The 24,214-nt window shown below is 61.2% G+C and carries 29 protein-coding genes; 12 read left to right on the top strand and 17 right to left on the bottom strand.

Annotated elements, in window-relative coordinates:
* Positions 1 to 292 precede the first annotated feature (292 nt).
* The 5 genes from V8J81_RS19125 (at position 293) to V8J81_RS19105 (ending at position 2,681) form a co-directional block, all read left to right on the top strand.
* The gene (locus tag V8J81_RS19125; RefSeq protein ID WP_368477683.1) at positions 293 to 799 is read left to right on the top strand and encodes a sigma-70 family RNA polymerase sigma factor; all 507 of its coding nucleotides are present in this window, start codon (positions 293 to 295) and stop codon (positions 797 to 799) included.
* A gap of 44 nt (positions 800 to 843) precedes the next feature.
* Positions 844 to 1,485, top strand: a complete 642-nt coding sequence (locus V8J81_RS19120) for a ChrR family anti-sigma-E factor (RefSeq protein ID WP_368477341.1) — start codon at positions 844 to 846, stop codon at positions 1,483 to 1,485.
* A 64-nt stretch (positions 1,486 to 1,549) separates the two neighbouring features.
* On the top strand, positions 1,550 to 1,753 hold the full coding sequence (locus V8J81_RS19115) for a hypothetical protein (RefSeq protein WP_368477340.1): 204 nt from the start codon (positions 1,550 to 1,552) through the stop codon (positions 1,751 to 1,753).
* Positions 1,750 to 2,016, top strand: a complete 267-nt coding sequence (locus V8J81_RS19110) for a hypothetical protein (protein WP_368477339.1) — start codon at positions 1,750 to 1,752, stop codon at positions 2,014 to 2,016. Before V8J81_RS19115 ends, V8J81_RS19110 begins: the two co-directional genes overlap by 4 nt.
* Positions 2,017 to 2,027: 11 nt before the next feature.
* On the top strand, positions 2,028 to 2,681 hold the full coding sequence (locus tag V8J81_RS19105) for an RluA family pseudouridine synthase (RefSeq protein WP_368477338.1): 654 nt from the start codon (positions 2,028 to 2,030) through the stop codon (positions 2,679 to 2,681).
* Between the two features lie 141 nt (positions 2,682 to 2,822).
* Here V8J81_RS19105 and V8J81_RS19100 read toward each other — a convergent pair whose 3' ends face one another.
* A complete protein-coding gene (locus V8J81_RS19100) occupies positions 2,823 to 4,256 on the bottom strand; it encodes an aldehyde dehydrogenase family protein (RefSeq protein ID WP_368477337.1) in 1,434 nt (477 codons plus the stop codon).
* A gap of 186 nt (positions 4,257 to 4,442) precedes the next feature.
* On the opposite strand from V8J81_RS19100, the gene V8J81_RS19095 reads away from it, so the two are divergent.
* Positions 4,443 to 5,096: a peroxiredoxin gene (locus V8J81_RS19095; RefSeq protein WP_368477336.1), complete on the top strand. Its 654-nt coding sequence runs from the start codon at positions 4,443 to 4,445 to the stop codon at positions 5,094 to 5,096.
* 172 nt (positions 5,097 to 5,268) lie between these two features.
* On the opposite strand, the gene V8J81_RS19090 is transcribed toward V8J81_RS19095, so the two are convergent.
* The 8 genes from V8J81_RS19090 to V8J81_RS19055 all read right to left on the bottom strand — a co-directional run bounded on the left by V8J81_RS19090 (position 5,269) and on the right by V8J81_RS19055 (position 13,442).
* On the bottom strand, positions 5,269 to 5,892 hold the full coding sequence (locus tag V8J81_RS19090) for a L,D-transpeptidase (protein WP_368477335.1): 624 nt from the start codon (positions 5,890 to 5,892) through the stop codon (positions 5,269 to 5,271).
* 163 nt (positions 5,893 to 6,055) lie between these two features.
* Positions 6,056 to 6,805: an FkbM family methyltransferase gene (locus V8J81_RS19085; protein ID WP_368477334.1), complete on the bottom strand. Its 750-nt coding sequence runs from the start codon at positions 6,803 to 6,805 to the stop codon at positions 6,056 to 6,058.
* The gene (locus V8J81_RS19080) at positions 6,798 to 7,670 is read right to left on the bottom strand and encodes a glycosyltransferase family 2 protein (protein WP_368477333.1); all 873 of its coding nucleotides are present in this window, start codon (positions 7,668 to 7,670) and stop codon (positions 6,798 to 6,800) included. Before V8J81_RS19080 ends, V8J81_RS19085 begins: the two co-directional genes overlap by 8 nt.
* A 63-nt stretch (positions 7,671 to 7,733) precedes the next feature.
* Positions 7,734 to 9,863, bottom strand: coding sequence for a polyribonucleotide nucleotidyltransferase (gene pnp / locus V8J81_RS19075; RefSeq protein WP_368477332.1), 2,130 nt, complete (start codon positions 9,861 to 9,863; stop codon positions 7,734 to 7,736).
* 208 nt (positions 9,864 to 10,071) lie between these two features.
* Entirely contained in the window at positions 10,072 to 10,644 is a 573-nt protein-coding gene (locus V8J81_RS19070; RefSeq protein ID WP_368477331.1) for a hypothetical protein, read from the bottom strand.
* Between the two features lie 340 nt (positions 10,645 to 10,984).
* The gene (locus V8J81_RS19065) at positions 10,985 to 11,695 is read right to left on the bottom strand and encodes a sterol desaturase family protein (protein WP_368477330.1); all 711 of its coding nucleotides are present in this window, start codon (positions 11,693 to 11,695) and stop codon (positions 10,985 to 10,987) included.
* A gap of 188 nt (positions 11,696 to 11,883) precedes the next feature.
* Positions 11,884 to 12,576 (bottom strand): polysaccharide deacetylase family protein, encoded by a 693-nt coding sequence (locus V8J81_RS19060; RefSeq protein WP_368477329.1) that lies wholly within the window; start codon positions 12,574 to 12,576, stop codon positions 11,884 to 11,886.
* On the bottom strand, positions 12,573 to 13,442 hold the full coding sequence (locus V8J81_RS19055) for a LysR family transcriptional regulator (protein WP_368477328.1): 870 nt from the start codon (positions 13,440 to 13,442) through the stop codon (positions 12,573 to 12,575). Before V8J81_RS19055 ends, V8J81_RS19060 begins: the two co-directional genes overlap by 4 nt.
* Positions 13,443 to 13,542: 100 nt before the next feature.
* On the opposite strand from V8J81_RS19055, the gene V8J81_RS19050 reads away from it, so the two are divergent.
* The gene (locus V8J81_RS19050; RefSeq protein ID WP_368477327.1) at positions 13,543 to 14,580 is read left to right on the top strand and encodes a sodium-dependent bicarbonate transport family permease; all 1,038 of its coding nucleotides are present in this window, start codon (positions 13,543 to 13,545) and stop codon (positions 14,578 to 14,580) included.
* A gap of 14 nt (positions 14,581 to 14,594) precedes the next feature.
* The gene (locus tag V8J81_RS19045; protein WP_368477326.1) at positions 14,595 to 14,912 is read left to right on the top strand and encodes a P-II family nitrogen regulator; all 318 of its coding nucleotides are present in this window, start codon (positions 14,595 to 14,597) and stop codon (positions 14,910 to 14,912) included.
* 95 nt (positions 14,913 to 15,007) lie between these two features.
* Here the strand turns inward: V8J81_RS19045 and V8J81_RS19040 are convergent, their stop codons facing one another.
* Together V8J81_RS19040 and rpsO are read right to left on the bottom strand one after the other, a co-directional pair.
* Positions 15,008 to 15,268, bottom strand: coding sequence for a hypothetical protein (locus V8J81_RS19040; RefSeq protein WP_368477325.1), 261 nt, complete (start codon positions 15,266 to 15,268; stop codon positions 15,008 to 15,010).
* A gap of 165 nt (positions 15,269 to 15,433) precedes the next feature.
* On the bottom strand, positions 15,434 to 15,703 hold the full coding sequence (gene rpsO / locus V8J81_RS19035; protein WP_368477324.1) for a 30S ribosomal protein S15: 270 nt from the start codon (positions 15,701 to 15,703) through the stop codon (positions 15,434 to 15,436).
* Between the two features lie 376 nt (positions 15,704 to 16,079).
* Here rpsO and V8J81_RS19030 point away from each other — a divergent pair, with 376 nt between their 5' ends.
* Complete coding sequence (locus V8J81_RS19030; protein ID WP_368477323.1) at positions 16,080 to 17,609, top strand: calcium-binding protein; 1,530 nt, start codon at positions 16,080 to 16,082, stop codon at positions 17,607 to 17,609.
* A gap of 65 nt (positions 17,610 to 17,674) precedes the next feature.
* Here V8J81_RS19030 and V8J81_RS19025 read toward each other — a convergent pair whose 3' ends face one another.
* From V8J81_RS19025 to rbfA, 5 genes are all read right to left on the bottom strand, one after another.
* Positions 17,675 to 18,562 (bottom strand): alpha/beta fold hydrolase, encoded by an 888-nt coding sequence (locus tag V8J81_RS19025; RefSeq protein ID WP_368477322.1) that lies wholly within the window; start codon positions 18,560 to 18,562, stop codon positions 17,675 to 17,677.
* Entirely contained in the window at positions 18,552 to 19,064 is a 513-nt protein-coding gene (locus tag V8J81_RS19020; RefSeq protein WP_368477321.1) for a DUF1643 domain-containing protein, read from the bottom strand. Before V8J81_RS19020 ends, V8J81_RS19025 begins: the two co-directional genes overlap by 11 nt.
* Positions 19,065 to 19,194: 130 nt before the next feature.
* Positions 19,195 to 20,100 (bottom strand): tRNA pseudouridine(55) synthase TruB, encoded by a 906-nt coding sequence (gene truB, locus V8J81_RS19015; protein WP_368477320.1) that lies wholly within the window; start codon positions 20,098 to 20,100, stop codon positions 19,195 to 19,197.
* A complete protein-coding gene (locus V8J81_RS19010; RefSeq protein WP_368477319.1) occupies positions 20,101 to 20,853 on the bottom strand; it encodes a phosphodiester glycosidase family protein in 753 nt (250 codons plus the stop codon).
* On the bottom strand, positions 20,850 to 21,257 hold the full coding sequence (gene rbfA, locus V8J81_RS19005) for a 30S ribosome-binding factor RbfA (RefSeq protein ID WP_368477318.1): 408 nt from the start codon (positions 21,255 to 21,257) through the stop codon (positions 20,850 to 20,852). Before rbfA ends, V8J81_RS19010 begins: the two co-directional genes overlap by 4 nt.
* 117 nt (positions 21,258 to 21,374) lie before the next feature.
* Between rbfA and dapB the strand changes: the two genes are divergently transcribed.
* A complete protein-coding gene (gene dapB / locus V8J81_RS19000) occupies positions 21,375 to 22,181 on the top strand; it encodes a 4-hydroxy-tetrahydrodipicolinate reductase (RefSeq protein WP_368477317.1) in 807 nt (268 codons plus the stop codon).
* A 52-nt stretch (positions 22,182 to 22,233) separates the two neighbouring features.
* Positions 22,234 to 22,593 (top strand): dihydrodipicolinate reductase, encoded by a 360-nt coding sequence (locus tag V8J81_RS18995; protein ID WP_368477316.1) that lies wholly within the window; start codon positions 22,234 to 22,236, stop codon positions 22,591 to 22,593.
* A 100-nt stretch (positions 22,594 to 22,693) separates the two neighbouring features.
* On the opposite strand, the gene V8J81_RS18990 is transcribed toward V8J81_RS18995, so the two are convergent.
* Complete coding sequence (locus tag V8J81_RS18990; protein WP_368477315.1) at positions 22,694 to 22,867, bottom strand: DUF1674 domain-containing protein; 174 nt, start codon at positions 22,865 to 22,867, stop codon at positions 22,694 to 22,696.
* A gap of 77 nt (positions 22,868 to 22,944) precedes the next feature.
* Between V8J81_RS18990 and V8J81_RS18985 the strand changes: the two genes are divergently transcribed.
* Positions 22,945 to 24,177: an RsmB/NOP family class I SAM-dependent RNA methyltransferase gene (locus V8J81_RS18985; RefSeq protein WP_368477314.1), complete on the top strand. Its 1,233-nt coding sequence runs from the start codon at positions 22,945 to 22,947 to the stop codon at positions 24,175 to 24,177.
* Positions 24,178 to 24,214 lie beyond the last annotated feature (37 nt).

Genomic DNA, 24,214 nt, shown 5'->3' with positions numbered 1-24,214 from the left:
CCCTGACCTCACGTTTCTGGTTGATCGGGTTACGGGGCGCAACCGCAAGTAGATCAAAGAAAAACCTCCGAAAACTATTCCTTTTCAAGTGAAATCTTTTCTTTGCCCGGGTATTAGTGATCCACCCTAGGGAATCCCCCGTAAGAAGGGTATGCTGTTCGCGAACGACCACGCTGAAGAGACAGTTGCCGCGCCGATTCCTACCGCTAGAACGGTAAGTCCGGTGCGCGTTAAGCTGCGTGGAAAGACCGTGACGGCACATGAAACCACAGATGCGCATTGGGTGACACGCATGTCAGCCATCGCGCAGGACCAAGACAGGAAGGCCTTTGCCGAGCTTTTTCGGCATTTCGCCCCGAGGGTGAAGGCGTTCCTGATGAAGTCCGGGGCCGATGAAAGCCTCGCTGAAGAATGTATGCAGGACGTCATGGCCACACTTTGGCACAAGGCTCACATGTATGATCCGTCGCGGGCTTCTGTCGCGACGTGGATTTTCACGATTGCCCGCAATCGGAAGATCGATCTGCTGCGCAGATATGCGCGGCCCGAGCCGGAAGATCTGCCGTGGGGGCCCGAACAGGCCCCCGATCAGGCGGATGTCATCGCCCTGCAACAGGATACCGGACGTCTGGCCACCGCTTTGGCCAAATTGCCGGAGAAACAACGCGAGCTGATCCAGCACGCCTATTTCGGCGATCTCTCCCATTCCGAGATTGCTGAGGAAACCGGTCTGCCCCTTGGCACGATCAAGTCCCGCATTAGGTTGGCCCTGGAACGGTTAAGACATTCGATGAGCTAAGCAGACTTCTACAAGATCAGACTGACCAAACAGACAACAGACCAATGACCGATATTCAACATCAAGCGCCCGATGATCTTCTGATGGGCTACGCGACCGGGGCGTTGCCGCAGGCGTTCGACCTCGTGATCGCGACCCACGTATCGCTTTGCGATGACGCGCGCGCTCGGCTGGAAGCGTTCGAGGCCGTAGGCGGCGCCGTTCTGGAAGATCTCGACCAAGCCGAGGTTTCGGAAGACAGTCTTGAGCAAACGCTCGCCAAGATTACTGGCGGCGCGCCTGCCGAACGCCCGATTGTCGTGCCCGGCACGTTCCCCACCCCGCTACAATCCGTGGTGGGCGGCGATGAAGCGGCTGTGCGCTGGCGCTATGTGGGCCGCGGCGTAAAGCAATGCGTGCTGCATTCCGACGAAAACGGCACCGCCCGCCTTTTGAAGATCCCCGCAGGCCGCTCCATGCCGGAACACAGTCACAACGGCACCGAAATGACCCTTGTTCTCAAAGGCGCATTTCGCGACGACGACGGCGTGTTCGCACGCGGCGATATCGAAGTGGCCGACCCGAATGTCAGCCACACGCCCGTCGCAGAACCGGGCGAAGATTGCATCTGCCTCGTGGCCACCGATGCGCGACTGAAATTCCAAGGTCTTCTGCCCCGCATCGCGCAACCCTTCCTCGGGATCTGATGCACCACTACCCGTGCAATGTGAAAAGCCCGCCCGATCGGCGGGCTTTCTCCGTTCAAGGCCAATGAACCGTTTCGGCCCTTCTCGGGGTGAGCTGAGATTCCGCCTCATCGCCAGCCTCGCGGGCCTCGCCTTCCTGATCGGGGGCTTTGCGCGCACCGGCATCTTTGGTATCGCCTCGATGGAAATCGTGATTATTGGTGGGGCGTTCTTTGGCGGCTCCGCCCTCTGGTCCGCATGGCAGCTCTGGAAGGACCCGCAAGAATGACCACTGGTGCCATCATCCGCCTCGTCCTGCAGGCGCTCGTCTTCATCGCGTGGGCCTTCATGATGTATTCAGTTCTGTTCAAATTCCGCCGCCGCAACGAAGACCAGACCGGCGGGGCCTTCCCGTCCACGGGCGGCTTCATGGCGCAGGCAAAGTATTGGCTGAAAAGCGAGGAAGACCGGCAGGAACGCAAGACGCTGTTCTTCTTGACCTTCGTCCTGATCGCCATGAACGTAATGAACATTCTCAACGTGTACGGCTGACCCACGCGCCCATGTCAGACGCCTTCGTCTACAGCCCCCCCGACACGCCCCTCGACATTGTCCACGAAGATCATGAGCTGATCCTCGTGAACAAACCGGCAGGCCTCTTGTCCGTGCCCGGCAAGGGCATCCACCTCGCCGATTGCCTGATCGCCCGCCTGCAAGTGCCGTTCCCCGAAGCGCTCCTCGTGCACCGGCTCGACATGGACACATCCGGCGTGATGGTCTTCGCCCGCACACCCAACGCGCAACGCCACTTGGGCCTGCAATTCGAAAAGCGCCACATGAGGAAAACCTATGTCGCCCGTGTCTGGGGCGAGGTGGCCGAGAAACAGGGCCATATCGACCTGCCTCTGATCGTCGACTGGCCCAACCGACCTCTGCAACACGTGAACTACGAGACAGGCAAACCCGCCCAAACCGATTGGCGCCGGCTCAAGATCGAAGACGGCACCACTCGTTTGCGGCTGTTCCCAAAAACCGGCCGCTCCCACCAACTCCGCGTCCACATGCGCGAAATTGGTCACCCGATCCTAGGCGATCCGTTCTATGCGACGGGTGCGGCGCTCGATTTTCCCCGCCTGATGCTCCATGCCGAAAGCCTCAAACTCCGCCATCCCGACGGCGGCATAGGTATGACATTCCGCGCGCCGGTGCCGTTCTAGGCGTGTCGCCTGTCTTCCACTGGTTTCAAATACCTCAAAAGAAAACATCCACCGCAATCGCGGCGGATGCCAACTATGTGCGAATGTGGGAGGGCGGGCGGGGCGACGCGCAACGCGCGAGCGTCGCCCAGCCCGACCAATTCACCCCCAGCCGCTGACAGCCTTTGTCTCCAGGAATTCGTGCAGGCCAAACCGCCCACCTTCACGCCCGTTGCCAGACTGCTTGTACCCGCCAAACGGTGAGCCCATCGCAAAGCCTTGGGAATTGCCCTCGACCATCCCCGACCGCAGCCGTCGTGCCACCCGGCGCAGCTTATCCACGTCACCGGTCTGCACGTAGTTCGTCAGGCCATAATCCGTGTCATTGGCAATCGCGATGGCATGCTCTTCATCGTCAAACGGCATGATCGACAGAACCGGCCCGAAGATCTCCTCACGGTAGATCGTCATGTCCGGCGTCACATCGGCAAAGACCGTCGGGCGGATATAGTAACCCCGATTGAGGTTCTCGGGCCGCCCCGTGCCACCGGCCATCAGCTTGGCCCCTTCGTCGATACCGACCTGAATCAGGTCCTGGATCTTGTTGAACTGAAGCTCCGAAACAGCGGGGCCGATATGCCGCCCCTCCTCATTCGCCGGCCCAACCGTCACCGACTGTGCCGCCGCCGTCGCTTCCTCAACAGCTTGGTCATAGCGCGACCGCTCCACCAGCATCCGCGTGGGTGCGTTGCACGACTGGCCCGTGTTGCGGAAACAGCGGATCACACCTTGCTTTACGGCCTTTTCATGGGCGTCGGCGAAGATGATATTCGCGCCCTTGCCACCAAGTTCCAGCGACACACGCTTAATCGTGTCTGCGCCCGCCTTGGAGATCAGGCGCCCGGCCCGGGTGGAGCCGGTGAAGCTCACCATATCCACGTCCTTGTGCGCCGACAGCTGGGAGCCCACGCCCGCGCCATCGCCGTTCACCATGTTGTAGACGCCAGCCGGAACCCCAGCCTCGTCCATGAACTCGCTGAACAAAACGCCGGACAAAGGTGCAATCTCAGACGGCTTCAACACCATCGTGCAGCCGGCCAGCATCGCAGGCACAACCTTCAGCACGATCTGGTTCATCGGCCAGTTCCACGGCGTAATCAGAGCGCAAACGCCGATGGGTTCATAGACCGTCCGCTCACTCGGGGCCCAGTCACCCAACGGATGATCCCAGACAAACTCTTTCGCCGCATTGATGAAGCCTTCCAGATGCCACGATCCCGCGCCCACCTGCTGCGCCCGCGCCAGATCGAGCGGGGCACCCATCTCTAGGCTGATCGCCTGCGCCATCTCTTCCGAGCGCGCCTTGTAGATCTCCAGCAGCTTCTCGGCCAATGCGATGCGCTCCGCCGGATCACTCCAGCCCCATGTCTCGAACGCCCGTTTCGCCGCAGCCACCGCCGCATCCGTATCCGCCTGATCGCCAAGCGAGATCACCGCGCCGACTTCCTCGGTCGACGGATCGATCACGTCAAAGTCCCGCGCCTTGGCCGGGGCCACCCATTTGCCATCGATGTAGAAGTTCTTTGCGTTGTCCATGACTGCCTCCCGAAACTGCAATTCGCGCGGGACCGTGACAGGGGATCGGGGGCTGCGCAAGGCCCGCTGTTCGCTGAAATCCGCGGCGCACAGAACGCTTTTCCCCGCCTCGCCCTTCCCGCTTCACGCGCCGCACAGCAATGCCTATGTTGGCACAGACTCAAACGCACGCAAAAGGATGTACCCATGGGCCTGCGCATCAACGACGAAATCCCCAACCTCACCGTGACCACCGATCAGGGCACCATGACCCTGCACGACTATATCGGTGACAGCTGGATGATCCTGTTCTCGCATCCGAAGGACTTCACGCCCGTCTGCACCACCGAATTCGGCGCCGTTGCCCAGCTGGCCGACGAATGGGCCGCACGGGGCACCAAGGTGCTTGGCGTGTCCGTCGATGGCGTCGAAGATCACGTGAAGTGGAAAGGTGACATCGAGGCCGTTGGCGGGGCCAAGGCCGGCTTCCCCATCGCCGCTGACACCGATCTCGCGATTTCCGAAGCCTTCGACATGCTGCCAGCGGAAACCGCCCTGCCCGAGAACCGCACCCCGAACGACACCGCCACTGTGCGGTCGGTCTTCATCATCGGGCCGGACAAGAAGCTGAAGCTGACCATGACTTACCCGATGAACGTGGGGCGCAACTTCGCCGAGGTCCTGCGCGCCCTCGACGGTCTGCAGACCGCCGCCAAGGAAAACATCGCCACCCCCGCCAATTGGGTGCCGGGTGAAGACGTGGTCGTCCCAGTTGCTGTCTCTGACGAGGACGCCATCGCCAAGTACGGCGCAATCGACAAGAAACTGCCCTACCTGCGCATGGCGAAACTGCCAGAGTAATCACGCGAGGAACCCGCGCCGGTCTTCCACTGGTTCGAAATACTTCGGGGAGCGCGAGGGGCAGCGCCCCCCGCATTGGGCGACCACGTCAGCGGGCGAAAAAACTGACTACGACCAAACAAAAAGCCCCGGCCAAACGGTCGGGGCTTTCTCGTTTGAACTGTCGCTCAGATCAGCTGTGCAGAACCGCCGTCGCGCCGACGCGCACATTCGCTTCCAGCTGGATCACATGGTCATTCACCAGACGCACACAACCCGACGAGGCAGAGGTACCGATCGACCATGGCTGAGGCGTGCCGTGAATGCGAAGATAGGTGTCGCGGCTACCAGAGTAGAGGTACAGCGCGCGCGCACCCAGCGGGTTGTCAGGGCCACCCGGCACACCACCAGCGTATTGCGCATAGATGTGCGGCTCGCGCGCGATCATGTTCGCGGTCGGCGTCCAGGACGGCCATTCAGCGGTGCGGCCAATCCGGAAGCGTCCGGCCTGGTAAAGGCCCGCGCGTCCAACGGCCACGCCGTAGCGCATTGCGGTGCCACCGTCTTCGATGTGGTAGAGGTAGCGCGCAGTCGGGTCGACGTGGATGTCACCCGGCGTCAGGCCGGAATTGGCTTGCACACGTTGGGGCATGAAACGGGGGTGCAGACCCCAAGGGTTGTTCGCCCCCGCAGTCGGGCCCTGATCGGGCGCCTCGTCCACGCCAAGCTCAACGGCGTCCTGCGCAAGCGTCGGCGCAGCGATCGCGCCGGAAAACAGCGTCGTCGTGGTGATAATGAAATGGCGGCGGGTTAACATGGTCTTGTCCTTATCGGTCGTCTGGCAGCTTACGTTACGTAGAATCGCTGCCCCTATTGTTTGCATTGCAGGGCCTGTGGACAAGTCCCTTATCCGGCGATTCCAGTCACATCTATGTAAGGAAACCCCTACCAGCGGGTAATGTTCCCCTCAATGACCCGTATCAGCCGGCCGAAATTGGGGCTATGACGGCAACATCATTCCTGAATTCGAGGACTTTGAGCCCCTTTGCAGGCAAGGTTTGCAAGAAAGCCTCGATATCGACCGGCCGCCCTTCGACGTCCTGCGGATGAAACTCCACAATAGACAGCTTGGCCTTCTGGACGCTTGCAAGGTCCTTCTCAAACAGGTCGTACTCACCCCCTTCGATGTCGCACACAAAGACAAACGCACGTCCGTCCTCTAGCTGCGCAGCGACATCGGACAGCGTCGTGGCGGGGACTTCATTGGCCTCTTCGCCGTCCCGCGCGATATGTCCGATATGCGCGTTCCGCCCTGTCGCAAACCGGACAACACCCGTTCCATTGTAGCTAACGGCGCGATGCAGCACCTCAACGTGATGCGCATCCGTTGCATTCGACTCCACATTGGCGCGGCACAGCTCCGCCAACTCCGATGAGGCCTCGACGACATATTGGGAATCTCCGGCACCAAGCCGAGTGGCTATCAACGACGCAACCGCACCGATGGAGCCGCCGAACTCGATCACGTCCATGCCGGGTTCCACGTAGCGCTCCACGAACTCGACTTCCTCGGTTTCATAGGCACCATCAAGCAAGAGCTTTCGCCGGATCGACTTCGAAATCGACTTCGGAACGCGGATGCGTGCACCGTGAAAGTCAAATCTGTCGCCCCGAAACCGGTGGATCAGGTCAAGGCGGATGTTGACTATGCCGCGTTGCAGTTCATTCATGAAATACGCCCCCGTCCCTGATGGTGCTCAGCGCGCCCCAAAGAAGCTGCGCGCGTGCTGATACGGGTTGAACCTCGCCAAACCGTTCTTTTCGCGTGACCGCTTTCAAGCCTTCTGTGAAGGCTCCCAGAAAAGCGCTTGGTTGCCGATGCTTGCGGCTCACGTAGACCCGTGACCGGGCCCAGTGATAATTCTTGGCCTTCATGGCAGCAATACTCGACCCTGTAGACTGATTTCCGGCATGCCGGACAACAGCATCGGCAACTCGCATAAGGCGCCCGCCATCCTCACGCATCCGAACCGTAAGGTCATCATCTTCGAAGTAGAGGAAGATAGCCGGGTCAAACCCACCGACGGCATCAAATGCAGTTTTGCGCACAAGCAAGGCCGCCCCCGACAAGACTGGAAGTTCCGTGTCTTCCTGCAACGGCTTTTCTGCGGCCGCGCGCATGGCTTCCTGCGGGACAAGGCGGCTCTTTGCCTTGCGGTAGTATCGTCCCGGTGCGACCTCCAACAACGGGTTAAAGGCCGTGGCCTCTCCGTAGGTCTCGGCGGCGTGCAAAAGCGCGTCCAACGCACCATCCGCCAGTTCGGCATCCGGGTTCAGGAACAAGACAAGTGGGGTTTCGGCTTGCGCTGCTCCCGCATTGCAGGCCCGCCCAAAGCCAAGGTTCTTCGCAGATTCGATCAGCGTGAATGGATGCGCCACGGCGAGACGTTTCAACGTGTCCGTATCGTTGCCACCATTGTCGACAATGATCACGCGTACGCCATCAGGGACGGAGGCAAGCATGGTCGGTAAAACATCGCTACTGTTGTAGCTAACACTGACGACGGTCACATCCGCCGTCAGTGCAGAGGACATCTTGGATGTCATAAGCTGAAACCCTCGGTTTCGACGCCCCGCGCTGCGCGCGGGGCATCACCTTTATTCAGCCTTTTCTTTGGCCATCTCTTCGCCGGTCTCCTGATTGACCATCTTCATGGCCAAACGGACCTTGCCGCGATCATCGAAGCCCAACAGCTTGACCCACACTTCCTGACCTTCCTTCAGAACGTCGGAGGGGTGGTTCAGGCGGCGGTTCTCGATCTGGGACACGTGCACCAGACCATCGCGCTTGCCGAAGAAGTTCACGAAAGCGCCGAAATCGACGATCTTCACGACCTTACCCTTATAGACCTTGCCCTCTTCCGGCTCGGCCACGATCGAATGGATCATGTCGTAGGCTTTCTTGATCGAGTCACCGTTGGGCGATGCGATCTTGATGATGCCTTCATCGTTGATGTCGACCTTCGCGCCCGACACTTCCACGATCTCGCGGATGACCTTACCGCCCGAGCCGATCACTTCGCGGATCTTGTCGGTCGGGATCTGCATCGTCTCGATGCGTGGCGCGTGCTCGGAGAACTCACCGGCCTCAGAGACCGCCTTGTTCATCTCACCAAGGATGTGGAGACGACCAGCTTTCGCCTGCTCCAGCGCCTTTTCCATGATCTCCTGCGTGATGCCAGCGACCTTGATGTCCATCTGCAGCGACGTGATACCGGCCTCGGTGCCCGCCACTTTGAAGTCCATGTCGCCGAGGTGATCTTCGTCACCCAGGATGTCGGTCAGGATCCCGTAGGAGCCGTCTTCTTCCAACACCAGACCCATGGCCACACCGGCCACCGGAGCCTTCAGCGGAACACCAGCGTCCATCATCGACAGCGAACCACCGCAGACCGACGCCATGGAAGACGAACCGTTGGACTCGGTGATCTCCGACACCACACGAACCGTGTAGGGGAAATCCGTCGCCGCGGGCAGAACCGCCTGCAATGCGCGCCACGCAAGCTTCCCGTGGCCAATCTCACGACGACCCGGAGGGCCCACGCGACCGGCTTCACCCACCGAATAGGGCGGGAAGTTGTAGTGCAGAAGGAAGTTGGATTTGAAGTTGCCGTGCAGCGCGTCGATGAACTGCTCATCGTCGCCCGTGCCCAGCGTGGTCACGACCAGGCCTTGCGTCTCACCACGGGTGAACAGCGCCGAGCCGTGGGTCCGGGGCAGAACCTTCACTTCGGAAACGATGTCACGCACTTCGTCCAGCGCGCGGCCATCAATCCGGCGACCGTTCTTCACAACGTCAGACCGCAGAACCGTCGATTCCAGCTTCTTCAGGGCCGCCGAAAGGTTCGGATCTTCCAACTGCTCTTCGGAGAGCCCTTCCTTCACACCTTCCTTCACGGCAGACACGGCGGCCTGACGCTCCAGCTTGTCGGTGATCGCATAGGCTTCGCGCATCTTGTCTTCGCCAGCCGCGCGGATGACCTCAAACAGCTCCGAATAATCGGGGGCTTCGAACTCGAACGGCTCTTTCGCGGCATCTTCGGCCAGATCAATGATCAGGTCGATGACCGGCTGGATGCTGTCGTGGGCGAACTTCACCGCACCCAGCATCTCGGCCTCGGTCAGCTCGTAGGCTTCCGATTCCACCATCATCACGGCGTCTTTGGTGCCTGCCACAACCAGATCAAGGCGCTGATCGGGGTTGTTGCGCAGATCGTGCATGTCGTCGATCTCGGGGTTCAGGATGTATTCGCCATCCTCAAAGCCCACGCGGCAACCGGCAATCGGGCCACGGAACGGCGCGCCCGAAATGGTCAGCGCGGCGGAGGCTGCGATCATCGCAACCATGTCCGGGTCATTGACCAGGTCATGAGACAGCACGGTGCACATCACCAGCGTCTCATTCTTGAACCCGGGCACGAACAGCGGGCGGATCGGACGGTCGATCAGACGCGCGGTCAGAGTTTCCTTCTCGGTGGGCCGGGCCTCACGCTTGAAGAAGCCACCCGGCACTTTACCGGCGGCGTAGTATTTCTCTTGGTAGTGAACCGTCAGCGGGAAGAAATCCATTCCCGGCTTCGGTGCCTTCGCGAACGTCACGTTCGCCATGACGGAGGTCTCCCCCAACGTCGCAATCACAGACCCATCGGCCTGACGGGCAACACGCCCGGTTTCCAGTGTCAGCGTCTCTTCGCCCCACTGGATCTCTTTCTTCACAATGTTGAACATCTGCGTTTCCTATTCGAGGGCACTCGCAGGCCCCTTGCCCGCGTCCCTCATCCATATGGCGGCCCCATTGCCGCCGACCCTTATCCTCGTTGCGAACGCCGGGTCAGAGCGCCTCGTCTCAGATGGAGCGGCACATACACGGGTTGAGGCGGATTGGGAAGGGGAGGGGTTATTTGCTTGAAGCGCAGCGCATTCGAGCGCCCTACACCTAACACACCGGGATCAGAACGGTATTGTCGGCGATCAGAACTGAGTGTGTCTCGCATTGACTATTTTCTGAGATCAATCCGTTCAAAACCTCGGACCCGGCGGCTGGGGCAGACCCTTCCTCAAAGTTCATCACCCACATCACCCCTCCGGGAAACTGAAAGAACTGGTTTCTCTCAAGGATTTGTTCGTACGCCGCTGGATAGGTAGCGCGGTAATCCACGCCATCATGCAATTGTAAGCCGAATATTTGCAGCGCTTGCCGCTGCGCTTGGTCATTTTCAGTCATCGATGCAAATGTGCGTCCGTTCGCGAATGGAACCAAAGACACAGGAGCACAAATGTGCTCACCTTGGATGCCGCCGTTTGGCAAATCAGGGTAGCTCCAAATATATTGGTCGCCCCCGTCCCGCACCGCGGCCGAAATTCCGAGGATCAAGAAACTTGGGAAGGTTTGCAAATGCCCCGCGGACGTTTCCGTAGCTGGTTGGAAATCCACGCATTCTGCGCGCGCAGCGAATGGAAGAAAAAGCAAATAGAAACTGAAAACAAAGGTTCGGATCATAACAGTCAACTCGATCTTCTCCGGCGTGCGGTGTGATGGACAAGTAGCCTCGTTTGCTTCGCGCCGTAAAGCAAGCCTCATGAAAGGTCGGCGGCGCTTCCGTCAAAATCTAAGACCGCTTGATTTTTCTTCGTTGGGTTTATCTCAATAAGCTGTTTCAGTAGCTAACTTGGAGCCTCAGCGGGTTAACAGCGGCGAACGCCGCCCCGCCATCGCCGGGCCTCCCCCGGGCCCGGCGATTTGGTTGCCGCTTGGTGCTCCGCCCGAAAGGGACAAAAAAGCTTGGCCACCATAAAGTGCCCCCATCAAAGGCAAGGATCGCCGCACCCAAGCCCGTCAACGCCTGTGCTCAGCGCCCGGACCCACGCTCCGGCAACCCCCACGCCTTCCGCGCCGTCACCAGCCGCAAATCCTCCGGGTCCATCCCCAAAGACATCACCGTCCCCCGATCAAACCGCGCCTTCGCGACATCCCGATCATACCCCGTCCCAAACAGCCAATCGATCCAGCCCATCCCGAAACTCACATGGAAATTGCTGTCATGGTCGTTGAAGTGATGCCGCAGATGTTCGTGCGTCACGCGCTTCCCGAACCACCCCTTCGGCACGTCCAGATGCGCCAGCGTGTGACAATATTCATAGAACGTGAACGCCGAGACCGAGCCCACAAACAACGCCACCGCCCCGAACAGGCCTGCGTCCCAGAACCCCAGCACCGCCCACAGCAGCAGGGTATGCAGCACCACAGCCCCGACCCCGAATTTCACCGCAAACCAATCGTCCCCGCCGGTGAAGAATTCCGGCTCATTCGGAAATTCATGGTGCCCGATATGCGCCCGGTAGAGCGCGTTGAACGGCGACTGCTCCGCCGGCGGGTCGCGGTGATAGACAAACCGGTGCAGCACATATTCCACGAAGAATTGCAGCACCACGCCATAGGCCAGGGCCACGCAAGCAAGCCACCCAAAGTTCAGCGCAAATAGCACGAGGCCCGCGATCCAAAACGGCGCCAACCGCTGCAATCCGCCCATGTGGATCAACACCCGAAATGTTGGGATCATGGCCCGTCCCTCCTCGGCCAAACCCTAGCCCGACCCGCCCGAAAACCCGAAGCAAAAACGCCACGTCAGGCCCCGTTAACCATGTTCGGAACATTTCTATAATTATAGAAATGTTTTTGAAGGCCGACCCCTGTTTTAAAACAATAAATCCCGCTCAAGGTTCCGGTTTCAACCTTGATCACGCGTGATCACTCCCCCAAAATCTCGCTCACCGTCACAAACCCGAACCCCCGCGCGGCCAGCCCCGCTACGATCCCCGGCAAAGCCTCCCGCGTCGCCGCATTCCCGCTGAACATCCCGTGCAGCAGGATGATATCCCCCGCCTCCGCGCCCTCCACGACATAGGCCGTCAGGTCCTCCGCCGACAACTCCGCCCCCAGCACCGTATCCGGCTCCATCGACCACATCACGGAGGGCCTGCCCATCTGAGACAGCACCCAAGGCAGCACGAACAGCTTCTTCCCGAACGGCGGCCGGAATGGGATCGCCCCGTGATATCCCAACGCCCTGATCGCCGCGTCCATATCCTCGACCTGCGCCCTCACGGCAGCGGGCGACATCAACACCATCCGCGGATGATCCCACGAATGGTTCCCAATCTCATGCCCCGCCGCCACAATCGCCTCAGCCGCCTCAGGATTGGCGACAATATCCTGCGCGACCAGAAAGAACGTCGCCCGCGCCTCGCCAAGCCCCTCCAACAGAGCCCCCGTATGCGCCGCCGTCGGCCCATCATCGAAGGTCAGCGCGACGACCTGCGCAGAGCCCTCTCCACGCGTCACGATTTCCCCAAAAAACTGATATTCCCGCGCCCGGCTCACCTGCCACAAAACCGCTGCGAGGAGGGCTGCAAGCCCGAGGAAGAGCGCGATCCACCTCAAGCCCCCGCCTCCGCAATCAACCCATCGAGCAGCGGATGCGGGAACGTCCGCTTTAGCGTCACCGCAAAGAACCGCTCCTCAATGCCCAGATCAAACGGCGCAGACACCAACCGCCCGCTCTCCAACTCATCGGCCACGACCACAGCTGGCGTCACCGCGATCCCCGCGCCTTCCCGCGCCAGCAGTCGGACCATAGCCATATCGTCCACACTCGCCGCGATCTTCGGCGTCACGCCAAACCGCTCCCCCAACGCTACGAACCCCGCGCTGATCGTCGGGTCCGTCGGCAGTAGAAACCGCCCTTCCCTCAGCAAAACGTCCAAAGTCCCGCCCATCAATTTCGGTCGCCCGTGCAACCCAACCGCCTGCTCCGCCAACCGGTGCGCGCGCAGCTCCGCCCGCCCGTCGCCACGCGGCGGCTCCGTCATCAGCGCCACGTCCAAAGACAGGCTGGCCAACCCGTCCACCAATTCGGCCTCGGACCCCGACCGAAGGATCAACTCCACATCCTCGCGCCCCAGAACCGGCCCCAGAAACCGCCGCTGAAAGTTCCGCGACAGCGTTGACGCAGCCCCCACCCGCAAAGGCGGCACCCGCGTACCGCTCTGCTTCAAAACCGCCATCAGATCCGCACCCGTGGCAAAGATCCGATCCGCATGGTCCAGAGCGATCCGGCCCACCTCGGTCAACTCCAGCCGTCGCCCCACCCGCTCGAACAGGGCATGTCCCAATCGCGCCTCCAACGCCTTGATCTGCGTCGACAAAGCCGATTGCGACACGTTCAACCGCTCCGCCGCGCGGGTCAGGTTCCCCTCATGGGCCACGTCCCGGAAGTATCGCAAATGGTGATAGTTCAACTGATCCATATTCGATAAAATAGAACGTTACGTGCAGAAAGATATATTTTTCTTCTCACCGACCCATCGCTATCTCCCCCATCGAACCGTCACACCAGGGGGCATGCCCATGCTGATCGACATTGCCACAACCATTGTGGAGCAGATGCAGAAACCCACGCTGGCCTTCCTGATCGGCGGCATGGCGCTGGCGGCCTTTGGCTCCAAGCTGGAAATCCCCGAGCCCGTCTACAAATGGATCGTCTTCCTGCTGCTGATGAAGGTCGGCCTCGGCGCAGGCATTTCGGTGCGGGAGGCCAACCTACTCGACCTCGCCGTCCCTGCCCTCTTCGCCGCCCTGGTCGGGATCGCAATCGTCCTTCTGGGCACCGGCACGCTCGCCCGGCTCAGAGGTGTGAACCCGATGGACGGCTACGCGACAGCAGGCCTCTTCGGGGCCGTCTCTGCCTCCACCCTCGCCGCTGCCATGGCGATGCTCGACAGCGATGGCATCGCCTATGAGGGCTTCATCGGCGCGCTTTATCCCTTCATGGACATCGCCGCCCTTGTGACCGCGATCGTCCTCGCTCGCCTCAGTGCAGAACGCAAAGCCGCCGCCACGATCAACGCCGACGGCACCGCCACCGCCGGGCCTCAGGGCCTGCCGAAAGGCATGGTCAAAGGCATACTCGTCGACACGTTCCGCTCCGCCGCGATCTCGGCCCTCCTCCTCGGCCTCGCTCTTGGCATCTTCGCCCGGCCCGACTCCGTCTATGAGAGCTTCTACGACATCCTCTTCCGGGGCCTCCTGTCGATCCTGATGCTGATCATGGGGATGGAGGCCTGGTCGCGCCTGTCGGAGCTCAAGGGAGTCGCCCACGCCTATATCGCCTACGGCCTCCTCGCCCCCCTCGTCCACGGCGCACTCGGCTTCGGCGCAGGGCTGATCGTCCACCAATTCACCGGCTTCTCCGGTGGCGGCGTCGTCCTGCTCGCGGTCATGGCGGCGTCCTCCTCGGACATCTCCGGTCCACCCACCCTGCGCGGGGCCTTGCCCGAGGCGAACCCATCGTCCTACGTGGGCACATCCACCGGCCTCGGCACCCCCATCGCAATCCTGTCGATCCCCCTCTGGATCGCACTCGCAGACCTCACCATCGGCCTTTGACGCGGAGACCTGATATGTATGACGCAACCAAAATCGTGATCATCACCGAACGCTCCATCCTCGACGGCGTCGCCGCGCTGATCATGGCGGGCGGGGCGACCGGCTACACCCATGTCGATGCGGGCGGGCGCGGCAGCCGGGGCAAGCGGTCGGCCAACCGCCCCGGTGTGGGCGGGGTTCTGTCGAACGTGAAGATCGAGGCCATTGTCAGTGATGCCGAAAAGGCCGAGGCGATCATCCAGACCATCGCCGACCGCTATTTCGAGCACTATTCCGGCATCGCCTATGTGGAGCCGGTGCATATCCTCAGGCCGCATAAGTTTGCGGTTTGAAATGCGGGATCCAATGGACGTGTTCGGAGCTGCCGCAAGACAAACTCGCGGAGTGACGACGCCCGAGGCTTTGGCAGCAACGCTTCACACTAAACTCAGCTTTCGTCGTCTGACGACGGCCAAGCCCCACTCTTGGACACAAGTGCCTGAAGAGCGGCAGACACTTTGACTGGATAGTTATCGTCAAAAGAGTCGGAGACAGACGTTTCCAAAATCGCCAACAGAGAATTCAAGGCCCAAAGCTCACCATCATGTGCCACGGCTGGCTCCAGCTTCTTGCCATTTTCCACATCAATTGTCCGAGACAGAAAGTCGAACAGCACCAAGGCGGCGTCATGGTCGAGCGAGATTTTCATTTTCGTAACATCCCCAAAGCCGTTACCAGTGGATTTTGCGTGCATCGAAAGGTGCTGGGCAACAATGGCCCTTTCGACACAATCAACGAAACTGTTGCCTTGCATCGGGTGGAAAACAAAAGGGCCCCACCGGGGCCCCTTCTTTTCGCCAACTGAACGTCCGTCTTAGCGACGGATGCCCAAACGCTTGATCAGGTCCTGATAGCGGGCCTCATCCTTGGCGCGGGTGTAGTCCAGAAGCTTCCGGCGCTGTGCGACCATTTTCAGTAGACCACGGCGGCCGTGGTTGTCCTTCTTGTGGGTCTTGAAGTGCTCGGTCAGGGTCGTGATGCGGCTCGTGAGGATGGCCACCTGAACTTCAGGGGAACCTGTATCGCCCTCTTTCGTGGCGAATTCCTTCATGAGGCGCTGCTTTTCTTCAGCTGTGATCGACATCGGGGTCTCCTTCAGGATTAAGGGTTATGGCGCAAGCCGGGATGTCGTCCAGCAAGGCCCGTGGAGGGTCCGCTTTAAGGCGGATGCGGGGCCGTACACCGAATCCCCCGCTGTGAAAACCCCTTCCGTTCCCGCGCCGTTAACCAAGAGCGAAATTGGACCGGGCCATTGGGTCAAATTTTCACTATTATGGGGCTTGGTCTTTAGGGTTCGGCAAGACGTCACCGGTTATCCCGGATCGGCCAGGCCTGTGCCTGCTGTGATCGCGCAGCGGCCCTGGACCGGAACTCTGCCAGAAGGCCGGGTCAGGCCCCTTTTAGGGGTCGATGTCTCCTGAACCTGTTTCACGCGCCCCATCAACCTTGAGGGAACCCATATGCTCGTCGCCGGAAGTGTCCTTGCCCTATTGCTCGCGGGCCTCACCGTGGATGGCCTGTTCAACCCCGAAACGGAGGATGAGGAGAATGAGGCTGCCGATGGGGCAGACTCGCCTGAGGAGGCGTCTGGCGGGATCACAACGCTGGATGAGTTACTGCCGAATGAAGAGGATGCGGAAGACCCCTCTCTGCAGACGCGCGCCGAAACCCTTGGCTATACGCCGCTCGACGATGTCGACATGGCCGAGGACAGCGAAGTAGAGAGCGAGGTTTACGAAAGCACTCCAACGCCCGAGGGGGCAGGTGCGAATGCCCTGCTTGAGGTGACGGAAACCACGGTGCTGGACGACGGGGCCGAAGTGCCACTCGTTTCCGATTTCTTGCCCGGCACGGACATGCTGGTAATGGATTTTGATGGCGGCGAAAAAGATGCGCCGGTCATCACCATCGACTCCGATCCAGAGACGGATGATGCTGTCATCAACGCAAACGGCCAACCTGTGACGATCGTGCAGGACGCCGCTGACATGACGGAAAAGGACGTCCTCATCCAGATGAGCGGCGTGGAAGAGGATGCTGTCGGCCTGACTGACGGCCTGGGGCTCATACCAGAACTGCCCATCGATTTGCCCGACGATCTCGGGGATATCCCTTTGATTGACCCGATCGTCGACGTTGTCGAAACCGTAACGGACGGTGTTCCCGGTGCTGCGGTGTTGGAAGGCATCATGGATGATCTTGGATCAAACCTGTCGGACCTTGGCGGCACTTCTGACATGCTCGACGCCCGCGGCGATATAGATGCAGCGTTCGGAACCGGCGGCGAAGATGCCCTGACCGGCAGTTTCAACGACGATGTGCTGTCGGGTGGTGACGGGCAGGATGCCCTGTTTGGCGATGATGGCGATGACGTACTGTCCGGCGGCGGCGGCAATGATGAGCTGCACGGCGATTTCGGCGATGATGATCTACACGGCGGCGACGGCATCGACTTTCTGGATGGCGGCGAGGGCGATGATGCGCTCGACGGCGGCGCGGGCCGTGATGCCTTGTTCGGCGGCGATGGTAACGACGCGCTTTATGGTGGCAGCGAAGACGACGTTCTGCACGGCGGCGCCGGTGCCGACACCCTGAATGGTGGATCCGGCAATGACCTTTTGAATGGCACGTTCAGCCACGGAACTGGCGATCAGGATCAAGGCGACGTCCTTCTCGGTGGCAGCGGCGATGATGAAATCATTCTGGGCAATGGCGACATCGCGCAAGGCGGAACGGGGGCGGACACCTTTGTCAGCGGGGATCATATTGTCGATGACGCGTCTGCCGGAACCGTTTCCGACTTCAATCCATCGGAAGATCGGATTGAGGTCATCTACGATCCCGACACAACTCCTAACCCAATCATCGAAGTGCAGGACTTCGCGGATGGCTCCGGCGCAGACATCATGTTGAACGGGCAGGTTGTCCTCAGCGTAACGGGCGCACAGGGTCTGGATCCTAACGTGATCGACCTACGCACAAGCGCCTGACACATCAATAATTCGAGCAGTGCGCCCCCACAGGTCATCGTGCCTGTGGGGGCCTTTATTCAGCCCTAGTCCGCCTCGGCAAAGTGGCCTAGCACTGCGGCCAAGACGGCGTCCGGCACTTCTTCCATAGCAAAGTGGCCAGAGCCTTCCAGCTCAACCCCACTCAAATCCTCGGCCCAGTCGCGCCAGACCCCCAAAGGATCACCCGTCTTTGCCGGGAAGCCGCCAGCGCCCCAGAGAAACAACATCGGCGCTGCGATCTTCAGACCCGCAGAACGGCTTTCCGCATCTATCTGTCGATCAATCGTCGCCCCAGCTCGGTAGTCATTGCACATAGCCGCCACCCGCAGCGGATCAGCCCCCTGCGCGCGGTAGCTTTCCAAAGCGGCTTCGCTGAACACATCCAGCGACCGCCTATGGGTCCAGCTTGCAAGCGTCCAGTCGATATATCCCGGCCCGTCCGCCGCAATCATCCGCTCTGGCAAAGGCGCGGGCTGCGCAAGGAAGGTCCAGTGGTAGGCCGCCATGGCCAGCTCCGCGTCCCAGGCCGCCCAGAAATCCCCGGTTGGCACAATTTCGATGATCCCCAACCGGTCCACCCGAGCCGAATGATCCAGCGCCAACCGATACGACACCCGCGCGCCCCGGTCGTGTCCCAGAACATGGGCCTTCGCCAACGCGAGCGCATCCATCAGCCCGACAATATCCCGCGCCATCTCGCGCTTGGCATAAGCCGCGACTCCCTCCGGCGCGTCACTTTCGCCATAGCCGCGCAGATCTGGCACGATCACATCGAAATGCTCGGCCAGGGAAGGCGCAATCTTTTCCCAGCAACGATGGTTCTGCGGGAAGCCATGCAGCAGGATCAGCGGCGCGCCGGCACCCGCCCGATGCACGCTCAACCGCACCGCGCCGACATCGACAAAGCTCTGCGTGAACCCCTCAATGGCCATGCCACACCTCCGGCTGCACCTTGTAGCCTATGTAAAGCGGATGCTTCGGATGCCCCTCTTTCGACAGGCCCAGATGCATCATCTCGACGCCCGCTTCACGCAGCATCGCCGCAACGTCCGGCCCCCGCCCACGGTGCGCGCCGTGGGTGCCCCAGGCACAAATCACTGCATCGGCCCAATCGAGTGACCCCAGGATCGCCGCATCATTGCCCGGCCCGACCGGATCCTCCGCCGCCCGCATGTCGCGCGGGTCCGTCGCGCGCCAAGCAAAGATATTCAGCACCCGAAACGCGCCAAACCCCAGGGCGCGCGCACGCCGCTCGCACCGCTCGACCGTTGGATCATTCTGGACTTCCGTTGCGGTCGAGGGGTTCAGCATGATGAACAAGGCCTTCCGTCCAGTGTCATCCCAAACGCGCGTCAGCGAATAGCGATACTTCTCGCAAGGTGAATAGACAGCGACCGACGCCGCATCCCCTTTCAGATGTTCCCGCTCAATCAAGCCTGCGCCCTCTTTGTTCCGAAAATATGCAATTCCACCTCACCCCTTGCACAGCCCCGAACGTGGGGCGCTGGGCAGGGGGACGGCGGGGGCGGGCGGGTGGGCCGACGTCACCCTGCCCGTCCGGACTTCACAAATTGAACACCCGCTCCGGATGAAGCTCCCCTGACCGAAACCGCCCCACAGCGACCGGCACCCCGTCCAGCGACGCCCAGGCCAGATCACCATAGTCCACATCCCCCGGCAGAACCTGCCCGGGATTGCCATTACGCAACCGCACAGCACCTGCCTCGGTCGCTCGCATTTCTGGCAAGCCGTCCAACGCCAGACCAACCGGCTCCAGCAACGCGTCAATTTCAGCCGTCTTCGCCAAGGCTTCCACACGATCCAGCGCAACAGCCTCTTCCATGTCAAACGGCCCAACCCAGACCCGTTTCAGCCATAGCACATGGCCCAGACAGCCAAGCACCTCGCCCAGATCCCGCGCGATCGACCGCACATAGCCACCGGATCCGCAAACAAACCGCAAATCCACATGATCCGCGTCGACACGGCCGATCAGCGACAGCTCATCAACATACAAATCCCGCGCGGCCAGCTCCATCTCGCCGCCGCCCCGCGCAATGTCATAGGCCCGCTCGCCGTCCACTTTCACGGCGGAGAATTGCGGGGGAACCTGCTGAATATCGCCCACGAATGCCGACAAAGCCGCCTCGATCTCAGCGTCAATGGGGCGCAGGTCACGCTCTTCAATCACCTCGCCTTCGGCATCATCGGTTGTTGTGGAAACGCCTAACCGCATCCGGAATTCATAGGCCTTCAGCGCATCACCCAGATAGGCAATCGTTTTCGTCGCCTCGCCCAACGCCACCGGCAAAAGCCCCGTCGCGTCCGGATCCAGCGTGCCCGCATGTCCCGCCTTCTTCGCGTCAAAACACCAGCGCACTTTGTTGACCACAGCGGTGGAGGTCATCCCCGCCGGTTTGTCCACCAGCAGCCAGCCGGAAACGTCCCGTCCCTTCCGCTTGCGTCCCATTCAGCCGTCGCCCGACGCTGCATCCTCGTCGCCCACCACGACACCCAGAATGGGTCCAATCGGAAAGCCAAGGTCCGACCGCCCGATCTCAGGCGCATGCAAGCGCGAGACACGGCCATCGAAGTAGAGCGCGTTCGGTGTGCCCAGATGATCGCGGAAGAACCGCGCAAAATGGTGAAAGTTCACGGCCTGGTTCGAGATCACCATCCACAACCGGTTTCCGTCCTCGTCCACACCAACGCCATTCCGAATATTCAGCGAGTCACTGTCTCGGATGAAGCGCGGGTGCAAATCACCGTCGATCACCAGCATCGGCCCGGATTGCGTCGCGTGCACACAGGACGGCGGGCTTTCGGCAAACGTGCGGCTTTCGACCACCGCCGCCTCACCTTCGCCCAGACACAAGACCCCATTGGGAAGCAGCCCAAAATTCCCCGGCCCATCCGAGGTGATGATGCGCATCTCCTGCTCACCATCCTCGACATAAAGACCGACGGGAGAGCGATCCTCGTGGAACATGCCCGCGTTCATCGCGATGCCCAGCCGTCGCCCATCCGGCAGTGCATCCTCAACCCGGCCAAACGTGCCGAATACCTCGCCCTCGCCGTCACGCAGGAACAGGCGCACGTCGGCCTCCGCCAGATCAACCGCGCAGGCGGTGAACTCGGCCTCGTCAAACAGAACCGTCTCGCATTGCGCGCTTGAGGCCGTCGGGGCCAGCAGAGCCGTCAACAGGGCAACCGCACGGATCATTCTTCTGCATCCTTCTCGACGTCCCGGCGCACCTCCGCCCGGGCCAGCATATCGCGCGTTTCGTCCATCCGGTCGAATGTCTCGTCGATCACAAAGCGCAGGTCGGGCGCATATTTCAGCGTCATATCCTTCATCAGCGCGCGGCGCAGCTCACCCTTGTTGCGCTTGAGCGCTTGGATGGCTTCTTCCCGCGCTCCGCCACCCAAGGGCATAACGTAGACCGTCGCGACCTTCAGATCTGGCGAGGTCCGCACCTCACCCACCGTGATCGACATCTGGTTCAGCTCCGGGTCATGCACATCGCCCCGCGACAGCACGCTCGACAACGTGCGGCGGATCAATTCGCCCACCCGCAACTGCCGTTGCGAGGGGCCGGGGCCATCATGGTGGGTGTTGCGTGCCATCGGGTCGTCCTTAACTTAGCCCCAGAGGTAGGCCATGCACGCGCGCCCCGCAAGCGACGCTTCCCTGTCAGGCAGGGTTCCGCTACGACGCATTCCAACAAAACCGGAGGCCGCAAGATGGACAGCACCGCAATCGCAATCATGGGCGCGTCTGGCCGCATGGGTCAGATGTTGATCGAGATCGTGAATGCATCCGACAAGGCGCATCTGATCGCAGTGACCGAGCGCGCAGGCCATGAATGGGTCGGCCGCGATCTGGGCGAGGCGATGGGCGGCGCAAAAACGGGCGTGCCGGTCTGTGACGATCCGCTTGATGCAATTGTGAAGGCGCAGGCGGTGATCGACTTCACCTCCCCCGCCGCCACGCTGGCTCACGCAAAGTTGACCGCGCAGGCGCGCTGCGTCCACGTCATCGGCACCACTGGCATGGACGAGGATGAAATCGCGCAGCTAGAGCCTTGCGCACGACACGCCACGATCATCCGCGCGGGCAACATGAGCCTTGGCGTGAACCTTCTGGTGAAACTCACCCAACAGGTCGCCGCCGCATTGGATGAGGATTTTGATATCGAGGTTGTCGAGGCTCACCACCGCCACAAGGTCGACGCCCCGTCTGGTACTGCTTTCATGCTGGGGGAGGCCGCTGCAGAAGGGCGAAACGTGTCTCTGGCGGATGTGGCGGACCGGGGCCGCGACGGCATCACCGGCGCCCGCAAGCGCGGCGATATCGGTTTCACGGCCATTCGCGGCGGCGATGTGGTGGGCGAGCATGACGTGATCTTCGCAGCCGACGGCGAACGCATCGTCCTGCGCCATTTGGCTACGGATCGGGCCATCTTCGCACGGGGCGCGCTCAAGGCCGCGCTTTGGGGGCAGGGCAAGGGTCCGGGTCAGTTCGACATGATGGACGTGCTTGGCCTTTAGCCGAAACGGTCTACCTCCCTCCGCATCCAATTTGAGAGCGCGGAGGACCGACATGACCTTCAAGACCATTTTCACCGCCGCCGTGGCCAGCCTCTGCCTGACCGCCCCGGCGCTGGCCGACCTGACACGCGTCAGCGACCGCGGCACGTTCCTATCCTATGTGCAGGGCCGCGAGTTGACTCGCATCGGCGTTTCGCTTCGCGTCAGTCCGGATGGATCCATCGCAGGCCGCGCGCTTGGGCGCGATGTGACCGGAACCTGGGCTTGGGAAGGTGGAATGTTCTGCCGAACGCTCGATGCCGGCGACCGGCAGTTCGGGCGGAATTGTCAGGTTGTGTCGGTGGATGGCAATTCGATCCGCTTCCACGCCGATCAGGGCACAGGCGAAATCGCGGATTTCCGTATAAGATAGGCCTGAAACTCCTCCCGTTCGGGAGGGTTTTTTCACCCGTTAATCACGAATATCCTCCCGTTCGGGAACAACTCCTCCCGTTCGGGAGGATCATCGGGCCTCAGAAATCGATGGCGAGGCCCTTCTTCTCCCAATCGCCGTAGCGCACGGGTTCTGGCCCGTCACGCCCGCCCAATTCGGTCGGCAAATCCAGCTCTTTCGCCTTCTTCCGACGCTCTTCCGCCTCGGCCAGCGCGCGTTGCGCTTCGGGCGGCAAATCGTTCCGTTCGGTCATTCGCTCACGCCTCTGCTTGTCTCATCCGTCCCCCCTGATATACGCGGCGCTTGTTCCAGAACAAGGATTCCGCGCCCATGCAGGCCCGCCAAGCCGCCCTTCACCTTCTCGATGCCGTCCTGCGCGAAAAGCGGATGCTGGCGCATGTGAAGGTCCCGGCTGAGGGGGCCGAAGCCGCTCGCGCCAGCCGCCTTGCCACGCAAGTTTTGCGGCAGATCGGGGCCGCCGACGCGGTGCTGGAACCCTATGCCATGCGCAAGCCGCAGCTTGCCGTGCAGAACATCCTGCGGCTTGGAGTGGTGGAGCTTCTGGGCAATGGCGAAGACGCACATGGCGTGACCCATGATCTTGTTTCCATTGCAAAAAAGCACCCCAAGACCGCCAAGGCTTCGGGCATGGTCAATGCCGTTCTGCGCAAAGTCATCGCCGATGGACCGGAGGCTTTTGCGAACGCGCCTGCGCAACGCGTGCCGCCCTGGGTCGACAAGGCCTTGCGCAAGCGGATCGGCAAGGAGGGCCTCGCCGCAATCCAAGCTGCACATGCGATAACCCCACCGCTCGACATCACGCCGAAAGATCCCGATTTCACCATTGAGGGCGCCGAACGCCTGCCCACCGGCTCCCTCCGTTTTCACAATCACCCGCAAGTCACTGCCCTGCCCGGCTACGCCGAAGGTGCATTCTGGGTGCAGGACGCCGCCGCCGCTTTGCCCGTCCGGCTTTTCCCTGATCTCAAAGGGAAAACCGTCCTCGACCTTTGCGCCGCACCCGGTGGCAAGACGATGCAACTCGCCGCTGCCGGGGCTGACGTCACCGCACTTGATGTGTCCGAACCGCGCATGGAAAGGGTCGCCGAAAACATGGCACGTACGGGCCTGAACGCCAAGCTCGTGACTGAAGATGCCTTTGATCACAAAGCAAAATATCACGTCGTCCTACTGGATGCGCCGTGTACCGCGACCGGTACAATCCGCCGCCATCCAGACCTCCCATTCGTCAAAAACGGGCGTGAAGTTGAGCCGCTAACCAAGCTGCAAATGCAGCTTCTCGACCACGCACTGACGCTGCTGAACCCCGGTGGAACGCTGGTCTATTGCACCTGTTCGCTGCTGCCCGTTGAGGGCGAGCATCAGGTTACAGCCGCGCTAAAACGCCACCCGGATCTGCGCGTGGTCCCGGCCGACCCCACAAGCCTCGGCGGCGATCCGGAGTGGGCCAGCCCCGAAGGTGGGTTACGCATCTTCCCGTCCCACTGGCCCGACAAGGGCGGCCTCGATGGCTTCTACATGGCCGCCTTGACCCGCAAGTGACTCTGCCCGCCTCAGCCCTTATATTCCGCGCCAAAAC

The sequence above is a fragment of the Gymnodinialimonas sp. 202GB13-11 genome, from assembly GCF_040932485.1.
GTDB lineage: Bacteria > Pseudomonadota > Alphaproteobacteria > Rhodobacterales > Rhodobacteraceae > Gymnodinialimonas > Gymnodinialimonas hymeniacidonis.
Note: the sequence above shows the minus strand (reverse complement) of the source record. Positions and strands in the feature narration are given on the sequence as shown.